Annotated in this window: 22 protein-coding genes; 14 read left to right on the top strand and 8 right to left on the bottom strand. The window is 72.9% G+C overall.

Annotation, left to right across the window (positions count from 1 at the left end):
* Positions 1-52: 52 nt before the first annotated feature.
* Positions 53-1,795, top strand: a complete 1,743-nt coding sequence (gene atzF, locus I6J71_RS13515; protein WP_204095028.1) for an allophanate hydrolase — start codon at positions 53-55, stop codon at positions 1,793-1,795.
* Here the strand turns inward: atzF and I6J71_RS13520 are convergent.
* The 4 genes from I6J71_RS13520 to I6J71_RS13535 form a co-directional block, all read right to left on the bottom strand.
* Entirely contained in the window at positions 1,764-2,795 is a 1,032-nt protein-coding gene (locus tag I6J71_RS13520; protein ID WP_204095029.1) for a quinone-dependent dihydroorotate dehydrogenase, read from the bottom strand. The two genes, atzF and I6J71_RS13520, sit on opposite strands and share 32 nt — an antisense overlap.
* Positions 2,796-2,969: 174 nt before the next feature.
* On the bottom strand, positions 2,970-3,536 hold the full coding sequence (locus tag I6J71_RS13525) for a GNAT family N-acetyltransferase (protein ID WP_204095030.1): 567 nt from the start codon (positions 3,534-3,536) through the stop codon (positions 2,970-2,972).
* 489 nt (positions 3,537-4,025) lie between these two features.
* Positions 4,026-4,829, bottom strand: a complete 804-nt coding sequence (locus I6J71_RS13530) for an Fpg/Nei family DNA glycosylase (RefSeq protein WP_204095031.1) — start codon at positions 4,827-4,829, stop codon at positions 4,026-4,028.
* 3 nt (positions 4,830-4,832) lie between these two features.
* On the bottom strand, positions 4,833-5,720 hold the full coding sequence (locus I6J71_RS13535; protein WP_204095032.1) for a ParA family protein: 888 nt from the start codon (positions 5,718-5,720) through the stop codon (positions 4,833-4,835).
* 117 nt (positions 5,721-5,837) lie between these two features.
* Between I6J71_RS13535 and I6J71_RS13540 the strand changes: the two genes are divergently transcribed.
* The 3 genes from I6J71_RS13540 (at position 5,838) to I6J71_RS13550 (ending at position 8,478) form a co-directional block, all read left to right on the top strand.
* Entirely contained in the window at positions 5,838-6,578 is a 741-nt protein-coding gene (locus I6J71_RS13540; RefSeq protein ID WP_204095033.1) for a methyltransferase domain-containing protein, read from the top strand.
* An 81-nt stretch (positions 6,579-6,659) separates the two neighbouring features.
* Complete coding sequence (locus I6J71_RS13545; RefSeq protein WP_204097034.1) at positions 6,660-7,877, top strand: DNA polymerase IV; 1,218 nt, start codon at positions 6,660-6,662, stop codon at positions 7,875-7,877.
* Between the two features lie 196 nt (positions 7,878-8,073).
* A complete protein-coding gene (locus I6J71_RS13550; RefSeq protein WP_204095034.1) occupies positions 8,074-8,478 on the top strand; it encodes a DUF3040 domain-containing protein in 405 nt (134 codons plus the stop codon).
* A 916-nt stretch (positions 8,479-9,394) separates the two neighbouring features.
* Here the strand turns inward: I6J71_RS13550 and I6J71_RS13555 are convergent.
* The 3 genes from I6J71_RS13555 to I6J71_RS13565 are packed head-to-tail and all read right to left on the bottom strand — an operon-like array spanning position 9,395 to position 14,349.
* Positions 9,395-11,971: a DUF3488 and transglutaminase-like domain-containing protein gene (locus I6J71_RS13555; protein ID WP_204095035.1), complete on the bottom strand. Its 2,577-nt coding sequence runs from the start codon at positions 11,969-11,971 to the stop codon at positions 9,395-9,397.
* Positions 11,968-13,239 (bottom strand): DUF58 domain-containing protein, encoded by a 1,272-nt coding sequence (locus I6J71_RS13560; protein WP_204095036.1) that lies wholly within the window; start codon positions 13,237-13,239, stop codon positions 11,968-11,970. The genes I6J71_RS13555 and I6J71_RS13560 overlap by 4 nt, the downstream gene beginning before the upstream one ends.
* A 33-nt stretch (positions 13,240-13,272) precedes the next feature.
* Positions 13,273-14,349 (bottom strand): MoxR family ATPase, encoded by a 1,077-nt coding sequence (locus I6J71_RS13565; protein ID WP_204095037.1) that lies wholly within the window; start codon positions 14,347-14,349, stop codon positions 13,273-13,275.
* Between the two features lie 269 nt (positions 14,350-14,618).
* Here I6J71_RS13565 and I6J71_RS13570 point away from each other — a divergent pair, with 269 nt between their 5' ends.
* Genes I6J71_RS13570 through I6J71_RS13585 form a run of 4 tightly spaced genes read left to right on the top strand, consistent with a single transcriptional unit; the run spans position 14,619 to position 16,840 of the window.
* A complete protein-coding gene (locus I6J71_RS13570) occupies positions 14,619-14,999 on the top strand; it encodes a hypothetical protein (RefSeq protein ID WP_239154785.1) in 381 nt (126 codons plus the stop codon).
* Positions 14,992-15,540, top strand: coding sequence for a DUF3558 family protein (locus I6J71_RS13575; RefSeq protein WP_239154787.1), 549 nt, complete (start codon positions 14,992-14,994; stop codon positions 15,538-15,540). Before I6J71_RS13570 ends, I6J71_RS13575 begins: the two co-directional genes overlap by 8 nt.
* 29 nt (positions 15,541-15,569) lie before the next feature.
* Positions 15,570-16,136: a PPE domain-containing protein gene (locus I6J71_RS13580; protein WP_204095038.1), complete on the top strand. Its 567-nt coding sequence runs from the start codon at positions 15,570-15,572 to the stop codon at positions 16,134-16,136.
* Positions 16,133-16,840 carry an ESX secretion-associated protein EspG gene (locus I6J71_RS13585; RefSeq protein ID WP_204095039.1) on the top strand — a complete coding sequence of 236 codons (708 nt, stop codon included), beginning with the start codon at positions 16,133-16,135 and terminating at the stop codon, positions 16,838-16,840. Before I6J71_RS13580 ends, I6J71_RS13585 begins: the two co-directional genes overlap by 4 nt.
* 22 nt (positions 16,841-16,862) lie before the next feature.
* Here I6J71_RS13585 and I6J71_RS13590 read toward each other — a convergent pair whose 3' ends face one another.
* Positions 16,863-17,351: an Lrp/AsnC family transcriptional regulator gene (locus I6J71_RS13590; RefSeq protein WP_239154789.1), complete on the bottom strand. Its 489-nt coding sequence runs from the start codon at positions 17,349-17,351 to the stop codon at positions 16,863-16,865.
* A gap of 527 nt (positions 17,352-17,878) precedes the next feature.
* On the opposite strand from I6J71_RS13590, the gene I6J71_RS13595 reads away from it, so the two are divergent.
* From I6J71_RS13595 to I6J71_RS13620, 6 genes are all read left to right on the top strand, one after another.
* Complete coding sequence (locus I6J71_RS13595) at positions 17,879-18,226, top strand: hypothetical protein (RefSeq protein ID WP_204095040.1); 348 nt, start codon at positions 17,879-17,881, stop codon at positions 18,224-18,226.
* A 95-nt stretch (positions 18,227-18,321) separates the two neighbouring features.
* Entirely contained in the window at positions 18,322-19,431 is a 1,110-nt protein-coding gene (locus I6J71_RS13600; protein ID WP_204095041.1) for a lysylphosphatidylglycerol synthase transmembrane domain-containing protein, read from the top strand.
* A 465-nt stretch (positions 19,432-19,896) separates the two neighbouring features.
* The gene (mraZ, locus tag I6J71_RS13605; protein WP_204095042.1) at positions 19,897-20,328 is read left to right on the top strand and encodes a division/cell wall cluster transcriptional repressor MraZ; all 432 of its coding nucleotides are present in this window, start codon (positions 19,897-19,899) and stop codon (positions 20,326-20,328) included.
* Between the two features lie 212 nt (positions 20,329-20,540).
* The gene (rsmH, locus tag I6J71_RS13610; protein ID WP_204095043.1) at positions 20,541-21,497 is read left to right on the top strand and encodes a 16S rRNA (cytosine(1402)-N(4))-methyltransferase RsmH; all 957 of its coding nucleotides are present in this window, start codon (positions 20,541-20,543) and stop codon (positions 21,495-21,497) included.
* The gene (locus tag I6J71_RS13615; RefSeq protein WP_204095044.1) at positions 21,494-22,198 is read left to right on the top strand and encodes a hypothetical protein; all 705 of its coding nucleotides are present in this window, start codon (positions 21,494-21,496) and stop codon (positions 22,196-22,198) included. Before rsmH ends, I6J71_RS13615 begins: the two co-directional genes overlap by 4 nt.
* Positions 22,198-24,111 (top strand): penicillin-binding protein 2, encoded by a 1,914-nt coding sequence (locus I6J71_RS13620; RefSeq protein WP_204095045.1) that lies wholly within the window; start codon positions 22,198-22,200, stop codon positions 24,109-24,111. Before I6J71_RS13615 ends, I6J71_RS13620 begins: the two co-directional genes overlap by 1 nt.
* Positions 24,112-24,268 lie beyond the last annotated feature (157 nt).

The following is a 24,268-nucleotide window of genomic DNA, read 5'->3' on the forward strand; positions in this document are numbered from 1 at the left end:
CGCCGGACGTACACAGTGGACTTTCTCGATCCCGCCGAGGAAAGGACGCCCCGTGACCACGCTCCCGCCTGAACCGGAACCCGCGCCCGTTTCCCCGCCCAGCGCGCACCGCCGGGTGGTGGCAGCGTTCGAACGCCTCGCGCACGTCGAGCGGCCCGATCTGTGGATCAGCCTCCGCACGCTGGAGGAGGTGCTCGTCGACGCCAAGGCGGTCGACGAGCGCGTGCGAGCGGGGGAGGACCTGCCGCTGGCGGGGACCGTCCTCGCGGTCAAGGACCTCATCGACGTCGCCGGGCTCCCCACCACCGCGGGGTGCCCGGGTTTTTCGCGGGTGCCCGTGACCAGCGCCACGGCGGTCACGCGGCTCACCGGCGCGGGGGCCGTGGTGCTCGGCAAGACGAACCTCGACCAGTTCGGGTCCGGCCTGGCCGGCACGCGCAGTCCATACGGTGCCGTCGTCTCGGCCACCGACCCGCAGAAGGTCGCGGGCGGGTCCAGCAGCGGTTCCGCCGTGGCCGTCGCGCTCGGGATCGCCGACCTCGCGCTCGGCACCGACACCGCCGGCTCCGGCCGCGTGCCGGCGGCGCTGAACGCCGTGATCGGCCTCAAGCCGACGCTCGGGCTCGTGCCGAAGACGGGCGTGTTCCCGGCGTCGGCGTCCTTCGACTGCGTGTCGGTGTTCGCGAGCAGTCTGGCGCTCGGGCAGCGCGCGCTCGCTGTGCTGACGGGTCCCGACGGGATGGACCCGTCCATGCGGGAGTGGCCCGCCGACGTACCGCTCGGCGTGGGGGAGCGCCCGCGCGTCGCGATCCCGGACGAGGCCGGGCTCGTGCCGCTGTCGGCGCCGGCGAAGCGCGCGTTCCTGGCGGCTGTGGCGTCGCTGGAGGCCGCCGGTGCCCGCATCGAACCGCTCGATCTCAGCGTGTTCTTCGAAGCCGGACAGCTGCTCTACGGCAGTGCCCTCGTCGCCGAGCGCTACGCGTCGGCGGGGGAGATCCTCGCCGCCGGGCCGGAGGGAGCCGACCCGACCGTGTCGGGCATCGTCGCGGCCGCGGGCACGCACCTCGCGCACGAGTTCGCCGACGCGCAGAGCCGCGTCACGCAGCTGCGCGCGGCCGCCCGCGAACTGCTCGGCGAGCACGACGCGCTGGTGCTGCCGACCGTGTCCGACCACCCCGACCTGAGCGAGGCGCTGGCCGACCCCGCCGGCGTGAGCGCGCGGCTCGCCACGTACACGGCGTTCGCCAACGTGCTCGACCTCGCTGCCGTCACGGTTCCGGTGCGGCCGGGTGACCGGCGGCCGTTCGGCGTCACGATCGCCACGCGGGCCTTCCACGACCAGGTCGCGATCGAGCTCGCCGGGCTGCTCACGGGGGAACCGACGGAGCCGTACCCGCCCGAAGGCGTGGACCTCGTCGTGTTCGGGGCGCACCTGCGGGGCCAGCCGCTCAACGATCTGCTGCACGGCGCGCGGTTCGTGGCGCCGGTCCGGACCGCCGAGCGCTACCGCATGGTGCTGCTGGACACCGCACCCGCCCAGCCCGGGGTGGTCGCCGGTCGCACGGCGCTGGACGGCGAGCGCTGGCGCCTGTCGCCCGCGGCTTTCGGCCGGTTCGCCGCGACACTGGCGGATCCGTTCGTGCTCGGGTACGTGACGCTGGAGGACGGCAGCACTCCGCTCGCGGTGCTGGTCCACCCGGACGCGGCCGACGGCGCACCGAACCTCGACGGGTTCGAGTCGTGGCGCGGTTACCTGCGGTTCGTCAGCACGGCCGGCCTGCGATCCCCCGGCTGACGCGGCGCACCAGGCCCGGGCCGTGCAGGGCGAAGCCGGTGTAGAGCTGCACGAGGCTCGCGCCGGCGTCGAGCATCCGCCGCGCGTCATCGGGCCCGAGGATGCCGCCTACGCCGATGATCGGCAGCTTGCCTTCGGTGCACTCGTGCACGAATTTCACCACCTCGAGCGACCGCGCGGCGAGCGGGCGGCCCGACAGGCCGCCGATTTCGGCCGCCAGGTGCGCGTCGGCGGGGGCGATGCCTTCGCGTGACAGCGTCGTGTTGGTGGCGATGATCCCGGCGACGCCGTGCCCGAGGCACACCTCGACCAGCTCGGCGAGCGCCTCTTCGGTGAGGTCCGGCGCGACCTTCACCAGCAGCGGCGTCGACCCGCCCAGCTCGGCTGACGTCCGCCCCAGCTCGGCCAGCAGTTCGGCCAGCGCGGCCTTGTCCTGCAACGCGCGCAGCCCCGGCGTGTTCGGTGAGCTGACGTTGATCGCGAAGTAGTCGGCGTACGGGTGCAGCGCGCGCAACGAGAAGCGGTAGTCCTCGACGGCCTCGTCCAGCGGCGTCACCTTGGACTTGCCGATGCTGATCCCCAGCGGCACCCCGGGTTTGCCGTGCGCGGCGAGCCGCCGGGCGAGCGCCTCGGCGCCGTCGTTGTTGAAGCCCATGCGGTTGATCACGCCGTCGCTGCCCGGCAGGCTGAACAGGCGCGGCTTCGGGTTTCCCGGCTGTGCGTGCCGCGTGACCGTGCCGACCTCGACGAACCCGAACCCGAGCGCAGGCCACGCCTTGAGTGCCAGCCCGTTCTTGTCCATGCCCGCGGCCAGCCCCACGCGGTTCGGGAACCGCAGCCCGAGCACGGTCACGGGGTCGTCCGTGCGGTACACCCGCGACACCGGTCCCAGCGCGGGCGCCACCCGGCCCAGCAGCCGGACCGTGCGCTCGTGCACGACCTCCGGGTCGTGGTAGGCCAGCCGGTACATCGCGGGACGGGCGATCTTGTCGAACAGCACGCGCCCATGCTGCCTCATCGCTGATCGCGCGGCGCCCGGAACCCGCCCCGCTTGTGGCGCCGGTCGCGATCGTCGTGTCGTGAGGGTGCCGGTCCGCGCCGCGAGCACGGGGCACTGGACGGGGCCAGCGCATCAGCCGGACCCCGTGCGGCCCCTTGCCCGGACCGCGTCCGGTCAGCCGGCGGCGCCTTCCTTCCACTCGTCTTCCAGCATGGCGTAGACCAGTTCGTCGGTCCACTCGCCCTTGACGATCTCGTTCTCCTTCAGGTGCGCTTCCTTGCGCATGCCGAGGCGCTCCATGAGGGCCATCGACGCGGAGTTGCGGCCGTCGCAGCGGCCGATGATGCGGTGCAGCCCCAGTTCTTCGAAGCCCAGGCGCAGGAGTTCCTTGGTGGCCTCCAGCGCGAGGCCCTTCCCGTGGTGGTCGGGGTGGAAGACGAACCCGAGCTCGCCCTGGCGGTGCTCCGCGCTGAGGTATTCGAGGTTCAGGTCACCGATCAGCTGGCCCGTCTCGGCGAGCTCGACCGCGACGGCGAGGAACTGGCCCTCCTGGGTCACCGTCGAGCTGTGGACGCGCTTGGCGAGCGCGGCCGCCGATTCGGCGCGGCTGCGCGGCCCCCAGTACAGGTAGCGGGCGACGTCGGCCCGGGACTGGAACGAGTTCAGGGCGTCGAGGTCCTCGAGCCTGAACGGGCGAAGGAGCAGCCGTTCCGTGGTGATCGGGTAGTCCGGCCTGAGCATGCCGTTCAGGCTAGCCAGATACGGCCGTTCGGGGTACGGAGCCCCTCCGGCCGATCGCCGGGCGGTCGTCCACCTGAGCCCGGCGGCGAGATTTCGTGGATAAGAGCTCCCGGGGCGGCTCTCGGACGCCGTCAAACGTCCGAGCCCGAGCCGGACCGGTGCTCGGAAGCCCCGGGAGCACGGTGACTGCCTGGTATTCGTCAGCAGGCAACACGCGAAGCAGGCGATGAGCCGAAGGTGGCTCAGGTTGTATCGCTGCTCAAAGTCCCTACGCGCGCCATCCGCTAGCGGACAGCCACCTCACGAGTCCTGTTGGAATACAACTTAGGACCACCTCCTTTCTCGTGTACTGCCACGCTAACCGCGAACCTCGGCGCCCGGCAACATCATTTGGGCGAACTCACGCTGCCCTGCCAGGGATGTCCGAATCCGTTCGCCCGGTGCGAACACGGCGTCTCCGCTGAGACGCGGGGTGAGTACGCAGCGGGTTCAGTCCACCGGGCGCGGGCCGGGCTGGCAGCGCGGGCAGAACCACGTCGGCCGCCGGTACACGCCCTCGCCCTGCTCGTGCACCTCGACGCGGCCGCCGCAGCGGAAGCAGCCCTGGCGGGTGCGCTCGTACACCCAGTTGCGCCGGCCGCGCGCGAGGTCCCCGGTGGTCACCTGCTCGTGCCGCCACGCGTTGGCCCGCAGCAGCTTGCGCGCGAGCGCCACGACCTTCTGTGTGTCCACTTCGGACACAGTTGTCCAGGGCGAAACCTTGAGCAGGAAGCAGATCTCCACCTTGTAGAGGTTGCCGATCCCGGCCATGATCCGCTGGTCCAGCAGTGCGTCGCCGAGCTCGCGGTCCGGCTGCGCGGCCAGCGCCGCCGCGGCCCGCTCGGCGTGCTCTTCGGTCCACTGTGGATCGAGCAGGTCCGGGCCGAGGTGGGCGACGAGGTCGTGCTCGGCCGCGGTGGGCACGAGCTTCAGGTCGTGCAGGCGGAACCCGACGGCCTGCACGTCTCGGGTTGCCAGGATGACCCGCGCGTGGTGGGCGGGGGTGCGCCACCGCCCGCCGGCGGGGTAGATGTCCCAGCTGCCGTCCATGCGCAGGTGGCTGTGCAGCGTCAAGTCACCCGAGAACCGGGTGAACAGGTGCTTGCCGACGGTGCCGGCGCCGAGGACCTCGCGGCCCGCGAGGTCCACAGTGGCCAGCGCGGGGTGGCGAAACTCGCCGCGCACCAGCGTTTTCCCGGCGAGCGCCTTGTCGAGCAACTTGCCGGCGAGGAAGACGGTGTCGCCCTCGGGCACGGCTCAGCCCGCGTTTTCGGACACTTCGGCGTCGGCCACGATCGCCGGCGTCCCGGCGGTGGTCTCGGGCAGGTCCTCCTCCTCGCCGCGTACGCGGTGGCGCCCGGCGCGGTTGGACCGCAGGATCTTGGCGAGCACCATGTTGAACGTCAGCGCGATCTCCTGCGCGCCCGGAGAGTGCCACTCGTGAATCGGGCTGCATGCGCCCTGCGCCTGCTGCACGGCCAGCCGGTCGGGGATCGCGGTGGGCATCACGAGCGAGCCGAAGTTCTCGCGCAGTTCGGCGACGCGGAACTGGTGCTCGTAGGAACGCACGCGCAGCTTGTTCACCAGCACTCCGATCGGGCGCAGGCCCGGGTTGCTCTCCTCGCGGATGCGCTCGATCGCCTCCAGTGCGCGCTGGGCGCCGGCCACGGCGTACATCGTGGGCTCCGTCACGATCAGGGCGCTGTCGGCGGCCACGAGCGCCGACTTCGTCAGCCGGCCGAGTGAAGGCGGGCAGTCGATCACGACGAGCTCGTACGGCTCCTCGCGCAGCGGGTGGCTGTGCAGCTCGTCGAGCGCGCGCGAGAGGTTCTCCAGGCGCCGCCCATCGGAGTCGGGTTCATTGAGCTGCTCCAGCTCCTCGGCACCGACCAGCACGTCGACCTCGTCACTCCAGACGCTGGGCGCGATGGCGCGTTCGAGCACCGGGCGCGCCGGGGTCTCCAGCACGTCGGCGAGTGTCGCGTCCGTGTACGGCGGGTCGAGCGAGGTGGTGGCGTTGCCCTGCGGGTCGAGGTCGGCCACGAGCGTGCGGGTACCCCTACGCAGAGCGGCCGACGCGATACCGAGCGCGACCGTCGTTTTACCGACGCCACCCTTGAGGCTGAGAACGGCGACCGTGTGCACTCGAGACAGCCTACGGGCCGCCCGCGCGTCGGGTCTCGACGAAGGTGCCGAACGCCTCTCCCGGGCGGCCCCGGGTCACGGCGGGTGACCGGCGGGCGGGCACTACCCTGTCCGACTATGAAGACGGACACCGTGGCCGCCCGGGGTTCGGGCGCCGTTCGCCGGGCGCTCGAGGGACAGCTGCGGGCGGCCCGCGCCCGGGGCGTTGAGCAGCCCTCCGTCGTCGACGTCGGCGGCGGCAGCGGCGGCTGGGCGGTGCCCTTCGCGGCGGCGGGCTGCCTCGTGACGGTGGTCGAGCCGAACCCCAACGCGCTGGCGACCCTGCGCCGCCGCGCCGAGGAGGAGGGCGTGTCGCACCGCATCACGGTGATCGCCGACGACTCCGACGCGCTCAGCACCCGCGTCGAGGCCGGCTCGGCCGACCTCGTGCTGGCCCACGGCCTGCTCGAGGTCGTCGACGACCCGGCTGTGGCGCTCGGCGCGCTGGCCGCTGCCGTCGCGCCCGGCGGTGCGCTGTCGGTGCTCGTGGCCAACCGCAACGCGGCCGTGCTGCACCGCGCGCTGGCCGGGCGGATCGCCGACGCGCAGCGGCTGCTCGACGAGGCCGACGGCGTGGTGCCGGGCGGGCGCGACACCGTGCTGCGCCGGTTCGACAGCGCCGGCCTGACCGACCTGCTCGTGGCCGCGGGCCTCGAGGTGACCCTGCTGCAGGGCGACCGGGTGATCTCCGACGTCGTGCCGGGCGAGGTGCGCGAGGACGAGCTGGCGGAGTTCGAGCTGGCGGCCGCGTCGGTGCCGGCGTTGCGCGACGTCGCCGGGCGGCTGCACGCGATGGCCCGGCCGGTCTCGCCGGCTTGACCGGCTCGTGCCGGAAATTGTCGGTGGCTCCCGGTAGCGTCCGCGGACGTGGGGAGCAGAAACGCCGAACTGCCCAGCGGGATGGCCCGCTACCGCGTCACCACGGGTGCCGAGACGCTGCCGGACGACACCGGCTGCGGGATCCTGCACGTGGACATGGACGCGTTCTTCGTGTCGTGCGAGCTGCGGACGCGGCCTGAACTCGCCGACAAGCCCGTCGTCGTGTCCGGCGGCGGGCCGCGGTCGGTGGTGGCGGCGGCGAACTACCCGGCGCGCAAATACGGCGTGCACTCGGCGATGCCGTTCTCCACGGCGAAGCGGCTGTGCCCGCACCTGATCTGCATCCAGCCCACGTCCGGGCTGTACGGCGAGGTGTCGCACCAGGTGATGGACATCTTCCGCGAGCTCACGCCGCTGGTCGAGCCGCTGAGCCTCGACGAAGCGTTCCTGGACGTCAGCGGCGCGCTGCGGCGGTTGGGGTCCACTCCGGCGCGACTGGGGGCGCGGATCCGGGAGCGGGTGGCGGCGGAGCACGGGATCACCTGCTCCGTGGGGGTCGCGAAGGTCAAGTTCGTCGCGAAGCTCGCGTCGGGCATGGCGAAGCCCGACGGGATGGTCGTGGTGCCCGCGGCCGAGACGCTGGCGTTCCTGCACCCGTTGCCCGTGTCGGCGCTGTGGGGCGTGGGGAAGCGCACGGAGGAGCAGCTGCGGCAGCAGGCGCTGCACACGATCGCCGACGTCGCGGCCGCCCCGCCGGCGCGGCTGCGGCGCTCGCTCGGCAAGGCGATGGGGGAGCACCTGTGGGCGCTGGCCCACGGCCACGACGACCGCGCGGTGGTGCCCGAGTCGCCGGAGAAGTCGATCGGGGCGGAGCGGACGTTCGACGTCGACCTTCACAGCCGGGCCGAGCTGGGGCTGGAGCTGCTCCGGCTGGCCGAGCGGGTCGGGGCGACGCTGCGGGCGCGCAGTCTGCGTGGGCGGACGGTGTCGATCAAGGTCCGGTTCGCCGACTTCACGACGATCACCCGGGCGCGCACGCTGTTCGCGGCCACCGACGTCGCGCGGGACATCCACCGCACGGCCGTCGAGCTGCTGGCCGAACACGCGCCGACGGGCGCCGTGCGGCTGATCGGCGTGCGCGTCGAGGGCCTCGACACGGGTGACGGGGGCGAGCAGCTGCAGTTCGCGTCCGACGAGCCGCGCTGGCGCGACGCGGAAGTGGCCGCCGACGTGGCGAGGTCCCGCTTCGGGTCCGCCGCGGTGCGCCCGGCCTCGTTGCTGACACCCCGCGAGCCGTGACGAGGGGTCGGTGACCCAGTGTCAACCCACGTCAGTCGTGATTTCCCCCAATTCGATCCCTTCTGGATGCGGGATCGGGTAGTCGGACGAGCGCGGGGCTCGTATCCTGGACAGTGCCACCCCGCCTGGGGATGGCTGTTGGGTCCAGAACGTTGCGCGGCCCGGCGCCCGCGACAGCTGTGCCGGAGGAGGAAAGATGCCACTCTCCGAGCATGAGCAGCGGCTGCTCGATCAGATCGAGCGCGAGCTCTATGCCGAGGACCCCAAGTTCGCATCCACGGTGCGTGGCACCCGGTTGCGCCGCCCCGCCCGCCGACGGCGTATCCAGGGCATCGCCCTGTTCGTGGTGGGTGTCGCACTGCTCGTGCTCGGCGTGGTGGTGCCCGTGCTCCGGGTCGCTGACATCCCGTTGATCAGCGTGCTGGGATTCCTCGTGATGTTCTTCGGGGTGATGCTGGCTGTCACGTCCCTGCGCCACGGCGGCGACGCCGGCGGGGGCGGCAAGGACTCCGGCCGCGGAGGCGGCAAGGGGTCGGGCCGCAAGAGCTCGTTCACGCAGCGCATGGAGGAACGGTTCCGCCAGCGCTTCGAAGAACAGTAGCTCCGTTCGCCGATTTTGAGATCCGCGCTTCGCCCGGCTGTGGCGGAGCGCGGTTTCTCGTGCGCCTGATCGGGTGATGGGCGGTGCTGCTGGTGTGCGCCGAGCTCGACGGCCTTGCCGACCTTGTCCGGGCGTCGCGGTCGGGTCGGGCGCTGCGGTTGGGCGACCCACAGGCCGGCCGAGTTGTGGATGTTCGCACCCGGAACGACACGATCACCCGGTTTTGTCGCTGCGGGGCGATAAAAAGGACATGGCACGCCTCCTCAGAGTGGGCGCGGCTGTCGTCCGGGCCGGCGGGCGGGCACAGGTTCGTGGTACGCCGACTGAATGAGCCGGAGCGCCTGGTTCCGCACGGCGCCGCGGTGGTGAGCGTCGAGAACGCGGCACCGGCGCGGTGGCACGAAGCGGGCCGAGGCCGTGATCAGCCCGGCCGGTCGATGATCGTCGGCATCTCCGTGGGCATCCGCAGCCGACGCTGATCGGGACGGACGTGGAACCCAGGGCGATGCGGCCGGTGCGCACCCGGCCGGAGATCTCGCGGCGCAGGCCGCCCGAACAGGCTGCCCGCTCCGCGGACATGGCCCTGCCACGCCGGCCAAGCCCGCGACGAGTCGCCCGATGCTCGGTTTCGTTCCCCTACTCCTCAAGGACCAGCTGGTGCAGCCAATCTCGGAAACCGTCGGGTGGGGGCTGTCTTCCGGGGTCGGCGGGCGGGCACAGGTTCGTGGTACGCCGACTGCATGAGCCGGAGCGCCTGATTCCGCACGGCGCCGCGGTGGCTGATTCCGCACGGCCCGCGGTGGTGAGCGTCGAGAACGAGGCACCGGCGCGGTGGCACGAAGCCAACCGAGGCCGTGATCAGCCCCAGCCGGTGAGCGCGGGGCGCGCAAGACACCGGGCCGGGGCGAGCACCTCCTCAGGAACGCCGCCGCAGCACGGACTTCGGGAAGAGCCGGCCCCGCAGTGAGATCGGGGCCGTGGCGCGCAGGCTTCGGCGCAGCTGGTCGAATGCGGGCGCGAGGTCGGGGTCCGGGGCCGGGATTCCGCTGTACCACGTCTTCTCGACGGCCCCGATGACCGTGCGGAGGCTTTCGCGGCCGGGGTCGTCGAGGTGGTGGCGTTCGGCGATCTTCTGGCCCGCCACGCGGATCGTGTCGCTGTCGGAGAGGGGCAGGCCGCGGTCGGCGCACTCGGCGCGCAGTTCGCGCCACGCGGCGTCGGCGGAGCCGGGCGCGCGGGTGACGATCGCCTGGAGGTGGCGGCGGCGCGTGAAGTCGCGCAGGGCGGCCGGGCCGCCGACGCCGACGAGCGCGACCACCACCAGCAGCGCGAACCACCACGCCACCAGACCGGCCAGGAAGCCCAGCGCGGCCACGAACAGCACACCCGCGGCGAGGGGCAGCCAAAGAGCGGCCCGACTGGTGCGGACCACCGCCGGGGCCGGGGTGCGCACCAGCACGTCGCCGTCCGGGACGGCGCCCGGCGGGACGCCCGGGACCACCCCGTCCGGCGGGGAAGGACGGCGCCGCAACAGATACGCCGCCGCGATCGCCGCGGCGCCGAGGACCGCGAGCACCGCCGCGAGGATCACGAGCCAGCCGTCCTGCGGCTGCGCGGCGGCCGGCGTCGTCGGCGTGGCCTCGTTCTGGCCCTTGTCCAGCGGCGAGTCCGTGGTCGGCGCGGCGGAGTGCGGCGCGGTCGGCAGGTCGTCGGTCGCGTCGGGCTGGTGGGAACCCTGGCTGTTCTGCTGCAGGTACGACGGGACGATGCCGCGGCCGTCGGCGAGCGGCGTCGGGTCGAAGGTCACCCAGCCCCGGTCGCCGAAGTACGCCTCGACCCACGCGTGCGCGTCCTGCGAGGAGATCGACTGGTAGTCGCCCTTCGAAACACCGGGCGTGAAGCCGATCGCGACCCGCGAGGGGATGTTCGCGACCCGCAGCATCACGGCCATCGCCGATGCGTACTGCTCGCAGTAGCCCCGCTTGCCGTTGAGGATGAAGTCGGCCAGCGCGTCGGGGTCCCGCGCGTCGGCGGTCTTCGTGTCGTACACGAAACCGTTCTGCGCACTGAAGAACTGCCACAACGCGGTCGCCCGGTCGAAGTTGTCGGTCTTGCCCGTGATGATCTGGTTCGTCTTCGCGACCACCCGCGGGTCCACGCGGCCGATCTGCCGGTAGAAGGCCGGCACCTCGTCGGACTTGGGGTCCGTGGCCCGCAGCTCGACGGCCGTGGGTTCCTTCAGAGAGGCCACTTCCGTGTAAACCGGCGCGGGTTCGCTCTTCGTCGTGAACACCGACCCGCTCACGCGGTCGTAGAGCCACTGCGGCGACAACCCGCGCAACGCGCGGGGCGCGCCGTAGACCGGCAACCAGTTGTCGACCCACCGGGTGGGCTGGATCTGGATCTGCCGCGACACGCCGGTGCCGTCGTCGCCGGGCGCGGCGGGCAGCGTGCTGTTGGCGAGCACCCCCGTCTGCGCCTGGCCGCCGCCGCGCAGGCCCCAGCCCTGGTTCGGCGTGTAGGTGTCCAAGGTGAACGCGCGCAGGTACCGACGGTCGTTGCCGAGCCCGCGGACCTGGAACAGCTCGGTGTTCTGGCCTTGGTCGAGCAGGCCGCGCAGCTGCGTGAACGGCGCGACGCCGAACCCGCCGGTGCCGTCGCCGCCCGAGCCCGGGCCCGAGCCGAACGGGATCTTCCCAACGGTGCCCACCCACGTGATCCCGCCGCCGAGCAGCCCGAGCACGAGCGCGGCGCAGACCACCGCGACGGGCGCCTGCACCGTACGCGCCCAGCCGCCCGAACCGGGTGCTTCGCGGTTGCGCCAGCGCCGGTGCCGGTGGTTTCCGTCGAGCGCGAGCAGGCACGCGAACGCCGCCGCGCCGAGCAGGAACGTCCACCACGGCAGCATTTCGTCCGACAGCGCCGCCGGCACCGCGTACACGCACAGCAGCACCAGACCGGTGGCGGCAGGCGCCGCGGCCGCGACGGCCAGCGTGTCCACGAGGACCGCGACCAGCCCGATCGCGATGGTCACCAGGCACAGGATCGGCTGCGTGCCCTCGACCGGCGGCAGGCCCGTGCGGATCTGCTCGGCCGACGCCGCGAGCGTCGCCTGCAGTTCCCCGAAGGCCATCGGCCCCGGGATGATCTTGAGGATGCCCTGCGTGGTGAACGCGCCCGTCACCAGGAACAGCAGCACCACCAGCTGGCTGAGCCCGACCACGACGGTCGGCGCCCGCAGCGAGCGCAGCGCCAGCCCGGTCGAGGCGATCAGGACGACCGCCACGAACAGGTAACCGAACCACGCCCACCCGTCGACCACGCTCGTGAGCGACGTCGCCGCGCACAGCGTCGCGAGGCCCGCGGCGATCGGCGGCAGGATCCCGCTCGACCACACCGGTGGCTGCGCGGCCGGCTGCGGCGTCGGCGTGTGGGGGATCGGCGGCGGTGCCTGCGGGGCGGGCGCCGGCGGCCGGGGCGCGGTCGCGGTCATCGCGGGCCGCCGATCAGGGCGACGCGGTGGGCGCCCGTGCGGCACAGTTCGGCCCACGCCTGGGGCATCGGGGTCTGCGGGCCGACGACGACCACGCCCCAGCCGGTCGCGCGCAGCAGCTCGGCGGCGTCCTGCGTCGCGGCGGTCTGGTGGTCGCTCGAGCCGGTCCCGGCCCAGCTGGGGGTGTCCAGCAGGACGGCGAGGCTGCGCACCCCGCGCGGGCGGTAGCGGGCCAGTTCGTGCACCGACTCCGCGCTGACCGTGCCGAGCACCGCGATGAGCTCCTGTCCTTCGGCCGGGTCGTGGCCCAGCGTCACGTCGCGCTGGTGCGCCGGCTGCAGGGCGGCCAGCGCGTCGAGCACGACGTTGTCGTAGCCTTCCCCGCCGTCACCCGGGGCGTCGGCCAGCGTGATGCCGTGCTCGGTGACCAGGCGGACGCGGTGGCCGGAGCGGCGCAGGTGCAGCGCGACCGACGCCGCGAACGACACCGCCCACTCGAGGCTCGCCGCCGGGCCCGTGCCGTGGTGCGCGGCCGCGCGGTGGTCGAGCAGCACGGTCGTGCCGCCGCGCCACGGCCGTTCCTCCACGCGCACCATGACCTCGTCGCGGCGGGCGGTGGAGCGCCAGTGGACCTTCCGCATGTCGTCGCCGGTGCGGTAGTGGCGCACGATCACGTCGGGCTCGCCCTGTCCCGCGTGCAGGCGGACGGTGCCGTCGTCACCCGCGCCGACTCCGGCGCCGCCGGGCAGGCCCCACAGGCCGGCGACACGGGGCACCACCACGAGCCGCGAGTGGCCGATCAGCTCGCGTTCGAACTCGCACAGCCCGAACGGGTCGGTGATCGTCGCGCGCAGCGGGCCCACCTGCTGGATCCCGCGCAGCATCGGCTGCAGCGGGTACCGCAGCAGCACGCGCCGGTCGTGCGGCAGCCGTTCGACCACGAACCGCGGGCGGGAGCCCAGCGCGTACGGCACGCCGTCCTCGAGCAGCACCTCACCGCCGGGGAGCCGGCCGCTGCGCCACAGTTCGAGGTGCACCTCGCCGCTCGTGCCGACGGCCACGCGCTCCGGCCGCAGGGCCCGCGCGGCGCCGAGGCGCAGCCTGGTCGCCGAGATGAAGGCGGCGACAAGCAGCGGCAGCGCGACCACGAACACGGAGACGCGCAGGAGGTCGCGCTCGTTGAGCACCAGCGAGCACACGGCCGCGGCGATCCCCGCGGCCAGGAGGCAGCGGCCGCGGGTGGTCAGGCCGGACAGTGCACGCAGCATGCGGTTCTCGAATTCGCGTAGTGGGATCGACGGCTAGCGGGAGCCGGCCGAGCCCTGGGGGACGGGGACGCGGTGCAGCACCGCGCGAACCACGTCGGTCGCCGACCGGCGGGCGGCGTGCGCTTCGGTGGTGAGCACGAGCCGGTGCGCCAGCACGGGCCCGGCGACCGTGTGCAGGTCGTCCGGCACCACGTATTCACGGCCCGCCAGCGCTGCCTGCGCCCGCGCCGCACGGACCAGGTGCAGCGTCGCGCGCGGCGAAGCGCCGAGCCGGATCTCCGGCACCTGCCGGGTCGCGGCCACCAGGTCCACGGCGTAGCGGCGGACCTCGGGCGCGATGTGCACGGCGCGCACGGTCTCGATCAGCCGCTGCACGGTCGCGCCGTCGGACACCGGCGCCAGCTCGGCCAGCGGGTTGTGCCCGGCGTGCTCGTCGACCATCGCGAGCTCGGCCTGCTGGTCGGGGTAGCCGATCGACACGCGCGCGGTGAAGCGGTCGCGCTGCGCCTCGGGCAGGGCGTAGGTGCCCTCCATCTCGATGGGGTTCTGCGTCGCGATGACCATGAACGGCTTGCCCAGCGCGTACGTGCTCGTGTCGACGGTGACCTGGTGCTCTTCCATGCACTCCAGGAGCGCCGACTGCGTCTTCGGCGAGGCGCGGTTGATCTCGTCGCCCACCACGATGTTCGCGAACACCGGGCCGGGCCGGAACTCGAACTCGCCCGTCTGCCGGTTGTAGATCGACACGCCCGTGACGTCGCTCGGCAGCAGGTCCGGGGTGAACTGCACGCGGCTCACGGTGCAGTCGATCGACCGCGCGAGCGCCTTGGCCAGTGAGGTCTTGCCGACGCCCGGCACGTCCTCGACGAGCAGGTGACCCTCGGCGAGGAGGGTCACCAGCGCGATCCGGATGACGTCGGGCTTGCCGACCAGCACGCGTTCGACGTTGGCGGCGATGCGGCGGGCCGTCTCGTGCAGCTCGTCGAGGGACACCCTGGGGGCGTACCCGTTCTGTCGCCCGATCGGGGCATCCGCCGCCGGGTAAGGCGGCTGCCCGGCCCCGCCGCCCTGCTGTCCGGCAGGGGTGGCGGGCTGGATTCTCGACGTCACTCGACCTCCTGGTGGCGCATGGCTGTGGGGCTTGCACCGGCTCCGCCGGGTCGCTCGCTGTCCGCGCAGCGATCAGCCTTCCACCCAGTGTGTCAAACTCGGGCGAACTCGGCGGCGGAACCCCGCGAACGGATCGCGGCGACTCTCCGGTATTACCGGACCTACGCCGATCGGGTGGCGGGGCGCCATTTCGGGTGCTCCCGCTGACGGTCCGCTCTCACGTATGCTCCGAGCCGAGGTCGCTCGACTACGGAGAGGCGTAACCGCTCATGAGCGAGGCTGGGGCCGCACCGCTGCCCGACGTGCCGGGCCTGACGAGTTCCGGTGCCGGCTCCCGCGGCTTCGCGGTGGCGCCTGAGCTGGCGACCGCCACCTACGCGAAGCTGGGCGAACTGCAGGACGTGGTGGGCGAGATGGTCCGCGAAGCCGGCGTCCTGGGGCGGTCCGTTCCGCTCGGCGGTGGGTACGCCGGCGAAGTCGGCGCGTTCATGGCGAAGTACGGCCTGGGCCGCGACGGCTCGGCGGTCGCGCAGCTGACCGCGTTCGGCAAGGAGCTCGAGGACCTCAAGGAACGGATCGCCGGCGCGCTGAAAAAGTACGAGCGCCAGGACGAGTCCGCTGCGGGCGGCGTGGACTGCGCCGGTGCCTGACCCCGTGCGCTCGGCCAAGCTCCTCGCGCTCGTCCCCGCGCTCTGCGTGCTCGCCGCGTGCGGCCGCGCGCCCGTGACCCAGCGGGCTCTGCCCGTCGCCGACGGCGCTCCCGAACCCGCGCCGGCGAGCACCTCCGCCGCCTCGCTCGCCGGTCTGGACCCGTGCGCGCTGCTGTCGCCGGCGGACCGGTCGACGGCCGGGCTGACCCTGCTCGGCAAGCCGAAGACGATCGGTGCGGCGCGCGCGTGCGACTGGACCGTGCCCGCGACGTTCGGCGTCACCGTGACCCTCGACGGGAACGCCGGGCTCGCCAACCTCGACGTCTCCCGGGGTACGCGCACGAAGAAGAAGGTCGGCGCGCACCAGGCCGTGCAAGTGGCGGACAAGAAGAACGCCGCCGGCACGTGCGCGGTGCTGCTGGGCGTGGGCGACTCCGCGAGCGTGCAGGTCGACGTGAGCAACGCGAGCTTCTCCGACACGACGCTCGCGTGCAGCCGGGCGGCGACCGTCGCCGCGCTCGTCGAGCCGAAGCTGCCCTGATCCGCGATTCCGCCAACGGAAGGTGTGCCGTGTCCGCAGCTGTGCCCGAACCGACGGCCCGTTACGAGTCCTACAGTCACGTCGCGCTGGCCGCACTTGTCGAGCAGGACAACGACCCGGTCGCCGCCGGCCAGGCGGGCGCGCGGTGGGCCGAGCTGGCACGCCGGTTCGACGATTCGACGGCCTCGCTGGTCGCGCTGTCCTCCGGCAGCCGCGAGCTGTGGGAAGGCGACGCGGGCGACGCGATGCGTGCCGTCCTCGCCAAGGCGACGGGCTGGCTCGGCGAATCGGCCGCGGTGTCGGCGAAGGTCGGCGACTCGGTGGCGGCGCAGGCCGACGTCGCGGCACGGGCCCGGGCCGAGATGCCGCCGCCGGTCGAGTTCGACCCCGCCGCGATGATCCGGTCCGCCGCCGCGAGCGGGAGCGTGCTGCAGCTCGCGGGGCTGTCGATCGAGCTGGACGCGCGCCGGGCGGCGGCCGAGGCGGCGCGGCAGAAGGCGATCGACGTCGTGCGGACGCGCGACGAGGCGCTGCGTGGGCTCGTGCCGGGTGTGTCCTTCCCGGCGGCTCCGGCCCTCGGTTCGGGGCCGGCTTGATCCGGCTCTCCGCGTCGGCGTTCGACGTGGTGTGGACCGATCTCGGGCTCGGCCGCGTCCCGGTGCCGCTGGCGGTGCCGAGCGTGGGCGCGACGGCGGAGGAACGCGCGGCGATCCGCGCTGAGGTCTACCGCGGGCTGGGCGAACGCGGCCTCTTCGACGGCCGCCTGGCGCCGGAGCTCGAGGACCGGTTGCGCGTGCTCGACGCCGCTTCCCGGTATGTGGGTTGTGAAGCGCTCGCGGACATGACCGCCGACCGCCCGTTCCGCGCGGTGGCCGCGGTGCGCGGGTGCTCCGGCGTGCTGGCGGTGCAGCCGGAGCGGACGGTGGGGCTGAGCGGGATTCGCGAGGGCGAGCTCGCGTCGGCGATCGTCGACGTGCTGCCCCGGCTGTCCGCCGGCCCGGGGTACGGCGTGACCCTGCCGTCCGGCGGCTGGGATTCGCCGACGGAGGTGGTGAGGCGGCAGGCCGAGGAGGTCGCCGCGATCCAGGCGCGCCCGGTGTTCGCCGCGGGCCAGTTCAGTGTCTACGAGCGGGGGAGCGGTGGCCGCGTCGAGCGGCGCGGCGGGCTGACGTGGTTCGACACGGACGCGGGCGCGTACTCCGCCGCGGTGTCCGGCGGGCGCGGCGGGCAGGAATGGGTGACCGTGGCTCCGGTCGACGGCCCACGGCTCGCGGAACGGGTGCTGGCGCTCTTCGGCTGAGCGGGCCCGGCCGGATGGGTTTTCACGCCAGCTCGAGCAGGCTGGTCACCCTCACCTCGAGGTCGTGCAGCACCAGCCGGCTGCGCAACGCGCGCACGCCGTGCTCACGCTTGAGGCGGTCGACGACCGTTTCGAACTCCACGGGGTCCACGCACGCGAGCCGCAGCCGGTAGTCGTACTCGCCGCTCATCCGTGCCCCCGACACGATCTGCGGCACCCGGTGCAGCTCACGTTCGAACTCGGTGCGGTCGACGTCTTCGCGCAGGCGGACGTCGCTGACCATGGTCAGCCCGCGGCCCAGTGCGGCCGGGTCCAGATCGGCCCGGAAGCCGCGGATCACGCCGGCGGCCCGGAGCCGGCGCACGCGGTCCGCGACGGTGTTCGCGGACAGGCGCACCTCTTTGCTGAGCTCGTTGTACGTGCGGCGCGCGTCGTCTTCCAGGAGCCGGACGAGCGCGCGGTCGATGGCGTCCACGAGCGTGGTTGCGGAGTCCTCGGCTCCTGCCGGCAAGAGCCGAGGAAAACTCGGTTGACAGGGAGAGAAGTGCCGAGATTTTCGAGCCATCCTCGACCTTGCTCCTGGAATCGTCGAGGTCATGGAAGTCCTGCTGCCGCCCGTCCTGCCCGTGCTGACCGTTCTGCTCGTGACCGTGGTCCAACGCCGCTACGGCCACCGGCTCGGCGGGCGGCTGACCGGGTTCCCGACGACGACCTTCCCGTTCCTGATCGTCCTCGTGACGAGCGACGGCGCCGGTGGCGTGGCGCAGGCGGCGCGGGGGATGATCGCCGGTCAGCTCGTGGTGGCGGCTTTCTGCCTCGGCTACGGCCGGCTCGGCCGGCAGCTGCGGAACCCGGCCGCGGCGGTCACGATCGCGCTGGCCGTCGCCGCCGGGGCGTTCTCCATCGCGACGGAGCTGCGGTCACCGTGGACGGCGGCGGGGCTGACCGGCGCGCTGGTCCTCGCGGGGTTGGGGGCGTGGCCGCCCACGTCCGGGCCCGAGCTGGCGGGCCGGGCGCCGCGCTGGTCGGGAGGCGCCGGTGCGCGTGGGTGCCGCCGCGGCCGTCGTGACGGCGCTGGCCGTGCTCGCCCGGCTGCTGGGCCCGCAGCCGGCGGGCCTGCTGTCGTGCACGCCGGTCGTGCTGTCGATCCTCACCCCGACGATGGACCGCGGTTCGGGATTCGCGGCCGCGGAAACGCTGGTGTGCTCGGCGTTGCGCTCGTTGCCGGCGACGCTGGCGTTCGCCGTGGTCACCGCGTTGTGCGTGATGCCGCTCGGGCCCGTGGCGGCATTCGGCCTCGCCGGCGCGGCGCTGTTCATCACCGACCACCTCGTCGGCCGGCTGCTGGCCGCGCGCGAGCCCGCGGCGGCCGGGCAACCCCGCTGACCGGAAGCTTCGGCGTGATACTTCACGCACGGCACGCGGAATGCCAGGCCGCACACTGGGGTTGTCGCCAGTAGTCGTAGCGGGAGGAGTCCGACGTGACGAGCGTCGAGATGGCGGACACCGAGTCCGGAGCGGTCGAGCACCGCCCCCGGGCGCGCCGTCGCCTGCCCTGGCGCCCCGTCCTCCACTGGGCTGTCGTCGCCGCCGCGCTCGGTTACCTCGTCTGGCGAGTGCCGGACCTCGCCGCGCAGTTCGAGCGGCTGGACCATGTGCAGTGGGCGTGGGTCGCGGCGGCCGGGCTCTCCGGGCTGGCCGCGCTGGGCGTCTACGGCGAACTGCACCGGCAACTGTTGCTCGTCGGCGGGGCGCACGTGCCGGCGTCGGCCGTGCAGGGCATCACCTTCGCGCAGAACGCGGTCTCGACGACCGTCCCGGTGGTGGGTGGTGCCGGGTCGCTCGGCTACGCCATCAACCAGTTGCGCCGTCGCGGCGTCGACAGCGCCCTCGCCGCCTGGGCGGTGCTGCTCGCCGGCGTGATCACCACCGTGCTGCTCATCGTGCTCGGCTGGCTCGGCCTCGCCTGGGCCGGCCGGGTCCCCATCCGGCTCGCCGTGCCCGCGGCACTCGTCGTCGCGGCGGGCTCCGCCGGCGTGTGGGCGGTCCTGACACATCCCGCGGTCTTGCAGCGCGGGCTGACCTCGCTGCTGCGGGTGTTCGGGCGCACCCCGGGCACGTGCCGCACCTGCCGCAAGACGTGGCTGGAGAAGGCCGACGCCGCGGCGTTGCAGCTGTCGGAACGCGTCGCGCGCCTGCGTCCCGGCGGCACCCGCTGGAGCATCCTGCTGATCCTCGCGCTCGGCAGCTGGGGATTCGACTTCTTCGCGCTCATCGCCAGCGCCGAAGGCACCGGCACGCACATCCGCTGGGCCGTTCTCGCGGTGGGCTTCCTGGTCGTCCAGGCCAGCATCGCCCTCCAGATCCTTCCCGGCGGCGCCGGCCTCGCCGAAGCCGGCCTGCTCGGCGTGCTCGTCGCAGCGGGCGTCCCCGCCGCGCCGGCCGCCGCGACCGTCCTCATCTACCGCGCGATCAGCTGGGCGGGCCTGTCGCTGGTCGGCTGGGTCGTCTACGCCCTCCAGCCCCACGCGACACCGTCGCACCGCCACGCGCCCGCCGCACCCGCCGCGGTCGCCCGGTCGCGGGCCTGACGCCTCCTCTTCGAGCAGCGCAATCACCCGGCCGCGCCGCTGCCCCGGAACACCGCGGACGTGAGGGCAGGGCTGATGCTCCGTGGTTCACTACCTCGCGCCACGGCCCCACAGCCCCCCACGGGAAGCCCCCACGGGTCCCCACCGGAAGCCCCGCCTGCCCCCACCGGGGCTCCCCCGGGGGTTCCCGGGTCTTCACGCTGCCGCTCAGCGGACGTTCGGCACCCTCGCCAGGTTGCGCCGTGACCCCGGCGCGGGGGATCTTGACCACGGCCCCCCACCCACCCCCCACCACACCCCACACTGCTGACCTGCGCAAACGCGCGACACGACTGAGTTAACGCGGCGCAGGTCGCGTTGACTGTGGTGAAAAGTGGGGTACGGTGGTGGCCAGTGGGGCGGAAGGGAGCCCCGTGGCCGGAGCCGGGTGGTTCACCAGCCGGGGCCGGTAGGGAGGTGGAGGCCGTGTTCCTCGGCACCCACACCCCGAAGCTGGACGACAAAGGGCGGCTCGCGCTGCCCGCGAAGTTCCGCGACGCCTTGGCCGGCGGGCTGATGGTCACCAAGGGGCAGGACCACTGCCTCTTCGTCTTCCCCCGTGCCGAGTTCGAGCAGATGGCGCGCAAGGTCGCCGATGCCCCGTTCACGAACGAGGCGGTCCGGGCCTACCAGCGCTACCTGTTCGCCGGAACGGACGAGCAACGCCCGGACGGGCAGGGGCGCATCACCATCGCGTCCGAGCTCCGGCGCTACGCCGGGCTGAACAAGGAGTGCGTGGTGATCGGCGCGATCACCAGGCTGGAGATCTGGGACGCCCAGGCGTGGCAGGGCTACCTGGAAGAACACGAGGACAGCTACGCGAAGGCTCGAGAGGAAGTTCTACCGGGCGTCTTCTAGGAGACGCGGCCACCGGAGCACCTGCGTCGTCGGGGGACGCGGGTCCGCCGCGGCCGTGCTGCCGGAACCGCCTCCGCGGATGCCGTGAGGCCTCTGTCCGCTCTGGGGCCCTGGCGCACCTTCCCCGGTGCCAGGACCCGCCAGCGGGCGGGCAGGGACCTGACGGCATCCGCCGCATCTTCCCCGGGAGCACCTAGCGAAAGGGGGAGGGCATGGCGACCGAGCACGAGCACGTTCCGGTGCTGCTGGACCGCATCGTCGAGCTGTTCACCCCCGCCCTCGCCGACCGTGACGCCGTCCTGGTCGACGCGACCGTCGGCCTCGGCGGCCATTCCGACGCGCTCCTGGAGACCTTCCCGCGGCTGCGCCTCGTCGCGCTGGACCGCGACCCCGCCGCGCTCGAGCGCTCCGGCGAGCGGCTCGCGCGGCACGGTGACCGGGTCGACCTCGTCCACACCGTCTACGACGGACTCCCCGAGGCGCTGGCCGGGCTCGGACTGTCCCGTGTGGACGGCATCCTGTTCGACCTCGGCGTCTCCTCGATGCAGCTGGACCGCGCCGAGCGCGGCTTCGCGTACTCGAAGGACGCGCCGCTGGACATGCGGATGGACCCGACCACCGGGTTCACCGCGGCCGACGTGCTCAACACCTACGCGCCCGGCGAACTGATCCGGATCCTGCGCGACTACGGCGAAGAGCGCTTCGCGCAGCGGATCGTCAAGGCGGTCGTCGCCGAGCGCGAGAAGGAGCCGTTCACGCGCAGCGCGCGGCTCGTCGAACTGCTCTACGACGCGGTGCCGGCGGCGAGCCGGCGCACCGGCGGGCACCCGGCCAAGCGCACGTTCCAGGCGCTGCGGATCGAGGTCAACGGCGAGCTGGAGGTGCTGCGCCGGGCGATCCCGGCCGCGCTCTCGTCGCTCGCGATGGACGGCCGCATCGTCGTGGAGTCCTACCAGTCGCTCGAGGACCGCCTGGTGAAGCAGGCGCTCGCCGAGCTGGCGAAGTCCCGGACCCCCGAAGGGCTTCCGGTCGAGCTGCCCGGCCACGGGCCTGAGCTGAAGCTCCTGACCCGGGGAGCCGAGAAGGCGAGCGAAAGAGAGATCGAGCAGAACCCCAGGGCCGCCTCCGTGCGGCTGCGGGCAGCACAGAGGATCGGAGAGCCGCGATGACCGCACCCACGAAGTCCCGCCGCCGTTCCGGCGCGTCGGCGACCCGCCGGAGCGCAGCCGCGGGCACGGCTCTCGAGCAGGAGCCGAAGACCACGACCGCGCAGCCGGAAGCCACTCCGCGCCGATCCTCGCGCGGTCGCACCACCGCGGCGGAGCGGGCGTATGCGCGCCGCGCGCAGCGGGCCGACCTGCTGCAGCAGCGCGAGCCGAGGAAGCAGGCCGCGCCCGCAGCCGGACGCGTCGAGGACACGGTGAAGCCGAAGCGGCTGCGGCTGCGCTGGCCGCGTTCGCGCGCCTCGTTCGTGCTGCTCATGATGGGTCTGCTCGCCGTGGGGGTGGCGTCCACGCTGTGGCTCACCACGCAGGCGATCGCCGACTCCTACCGGCTCGAGCAGCTGCGCGAGACCAACGCCGGGCTGGCCGAAGCGAAGGACCGGCTCGAGCGCGACGTCGCCAAGGCGCAGTCGCCCGCGTCGCTCGCGCCCGCCGCGAAGCAGCTGGGCATGGTGCCCGGCGGTGATCCGGCCCGCATCGTCGTGGGTCCCGACGGCAAGACCACGGTGGTCGGTGAGCCGACGAAGGCGAAGGCGCCGGCGGGATCCGGCAACGCCGAGACCCCGGCGCCCCCGGCCGGGCAGCCGGCCGGTCAGAACGAGGGTGGCATCGAAGGCGACCTGCCGAGCACGCCGGCGGGGCAGTGATGGCGGCTTCGGGGGCGAGCCGGGCGGCGGGCAGCGCCCGGCGCACGTACGCCGCGGGCACGCGCCGCGCGGTGGCCAAGCGCGGCAACGGCGGGCAGCGCGGCCGGTTCTCGGCGGTGCGCATCCTGCTGGTGGCGCTCATGGTGGTCGCGGGCGTGAAGCTCGTGCAGGTGCAGTGGTTCGAGGCACCGACGCTCTCGGCCGCGGCCGAGCGGCAGCGCAGCCTGACGATCGACATCCCGGCGCAGCGCGGGTCCATTGTGGACCGCAACGGCAACAAGCTGGCGTTCAGCGTCGAGACCCGCACGCTGTCGGTGAACCTGCGCACGCTGCACAAGCAGATGGACGACTACGCGAAGAAGAACCCGGGCAAGGGGACGAACTTCGAAACCGAGGTCACCGCCGCGGCCAAGTACATCGCCTCGAAGGTGCCGCACCTGACCAACGAGCAGGAGCTGCTGCAGAAGCTGCACAAGCCGCAGTCGTTCACGTACCTGGTCGACAACGTCGAGCCGTCGGTCGCCGACGACATCGTGAAGCAGTTCCCGTGGGTCGCAGTGGAGAACCGCGCGATGCGCGAGTACCCGGGTGACACGCTGGCGTCGAACATCGTCGGGCTCGCCAACTGGCGGATGGACGACCCCGATGTCTCGAAGCACAACCTGCACGGCGTGGTCGGGCTGGAGCAGTCGCGCGACAACGACCTCGCGGGTACGCCGGGCCGCGAGATCGTGAACACCCAGAACGGCAACGACAACCTGTACCTGCCCGGCTCCGAGCACGTGCTGCAGGCCGCCATCCCGGGTTCGGACGTCGAGCTGACCATCGACTCGGACCTGCAGTACGAGCTGCAGCGGCAGCTGGGCGACTACGTCGCGCAGTCGCACGCCAAGGGCGGCCAGGCCGTGATCATGGACGCGAAGACCGGCGAGATCTACGCACTGGCCGACGACAAGACGTTCAACCCGAACGACCCGTCGACGATCCAGGACGAGCTGCTCAACGACCGGGCGGTCACCACGCCGTACGAACCGGGTTCGGTGAACAAGATCGTCACCGCCACGGCGGCGATCGACGAGGGTATCGCCACGCCCGAGTCGACGCTGCAGGTGCCCGGCGAGATCAAGATCGCCGACCGCACGGTGCACGACGCGTGGGTGCACGGCACGCAGACCTTCACGACCACCGGCGTGTTCGCCAAATCGTCCAACGTGGGCACGCTGGAGATCGCGCAGAAGGTCGGTCCGGACCGCTACTCGGAGCTGCTGAAGAAGTTCGGCATCGGGCAGCGCACGGGCCTCGGCCTGCCGGGTGAGAGCCCGGGTTACGTGCCGCCGCGCAGCCAGTGGTCCGCGAGCACGTTCGGCAACCTGCCGATCGGGCAGGGCTTGTCGATGACCGTGGTGCAGATGGCCGGGATGTACCAGGCGATCGCCAACGACGGCGTGCGCGTGCCGCCGCGCATCGTGAAGGCGAAGAAGAACCCGGACGGTACGGTCGTGCCCGAGCCGGCGCCGAAGCCCGTGCGCGTGGTCAGCGCGCAGACCGCGAAGACGGTGCGCGACATGCTGCGTGCGGTGGTCCAGAACGCCAAGAGCCCGAACGCCGGCACGGCGCCGTCGGCCGCGCTGGAGGGTTACCAGATCTCGGGCAAGACGGGCACCGGCCAGCAGGTCGACCCGCGCACGAAGGCCTACAGCCAGAGCCTGGCCAACATCACCTTCGCCGGGATCCTGCCCGCCGACCACCCGCGGTTCGTCGTCGGCATCCGCCTCGACGCGCCGGACACGACACTGCCCGCGGGGCACTCGGCGGGGCCGCTGTTCCACTCCATCGCGTCGTACCTGACGCAGCGGTACCAGATCCCCCTATCGGACGGGCCGTCGCCGATCGTGCCGCTCGTCCTCCCGTGACAGTCCCGCGACACTCCGACAACCCGATCGCAACGCTCCCGTGACGGGCCGCCTCGCACCCCGCGAGGCGGCCCGTTCCGCGTATTCGGCCGTCTTTCCGCCCGCGATAGTCCACTTCGGCTGGTGGTGCCCGCGGGAAACGCTTGTGCCGTAACGA

The sequence above is a fragment of the Amycolatopsis sp. FDAARGOS 1241 genome (assembly GCF_016889705.1).
Classification (GTDB): Bacteria; Actinomycetota; Actinomycetes; order Mycobacteriales; family Pseudonocardiaceae; genus Amycolatopsis.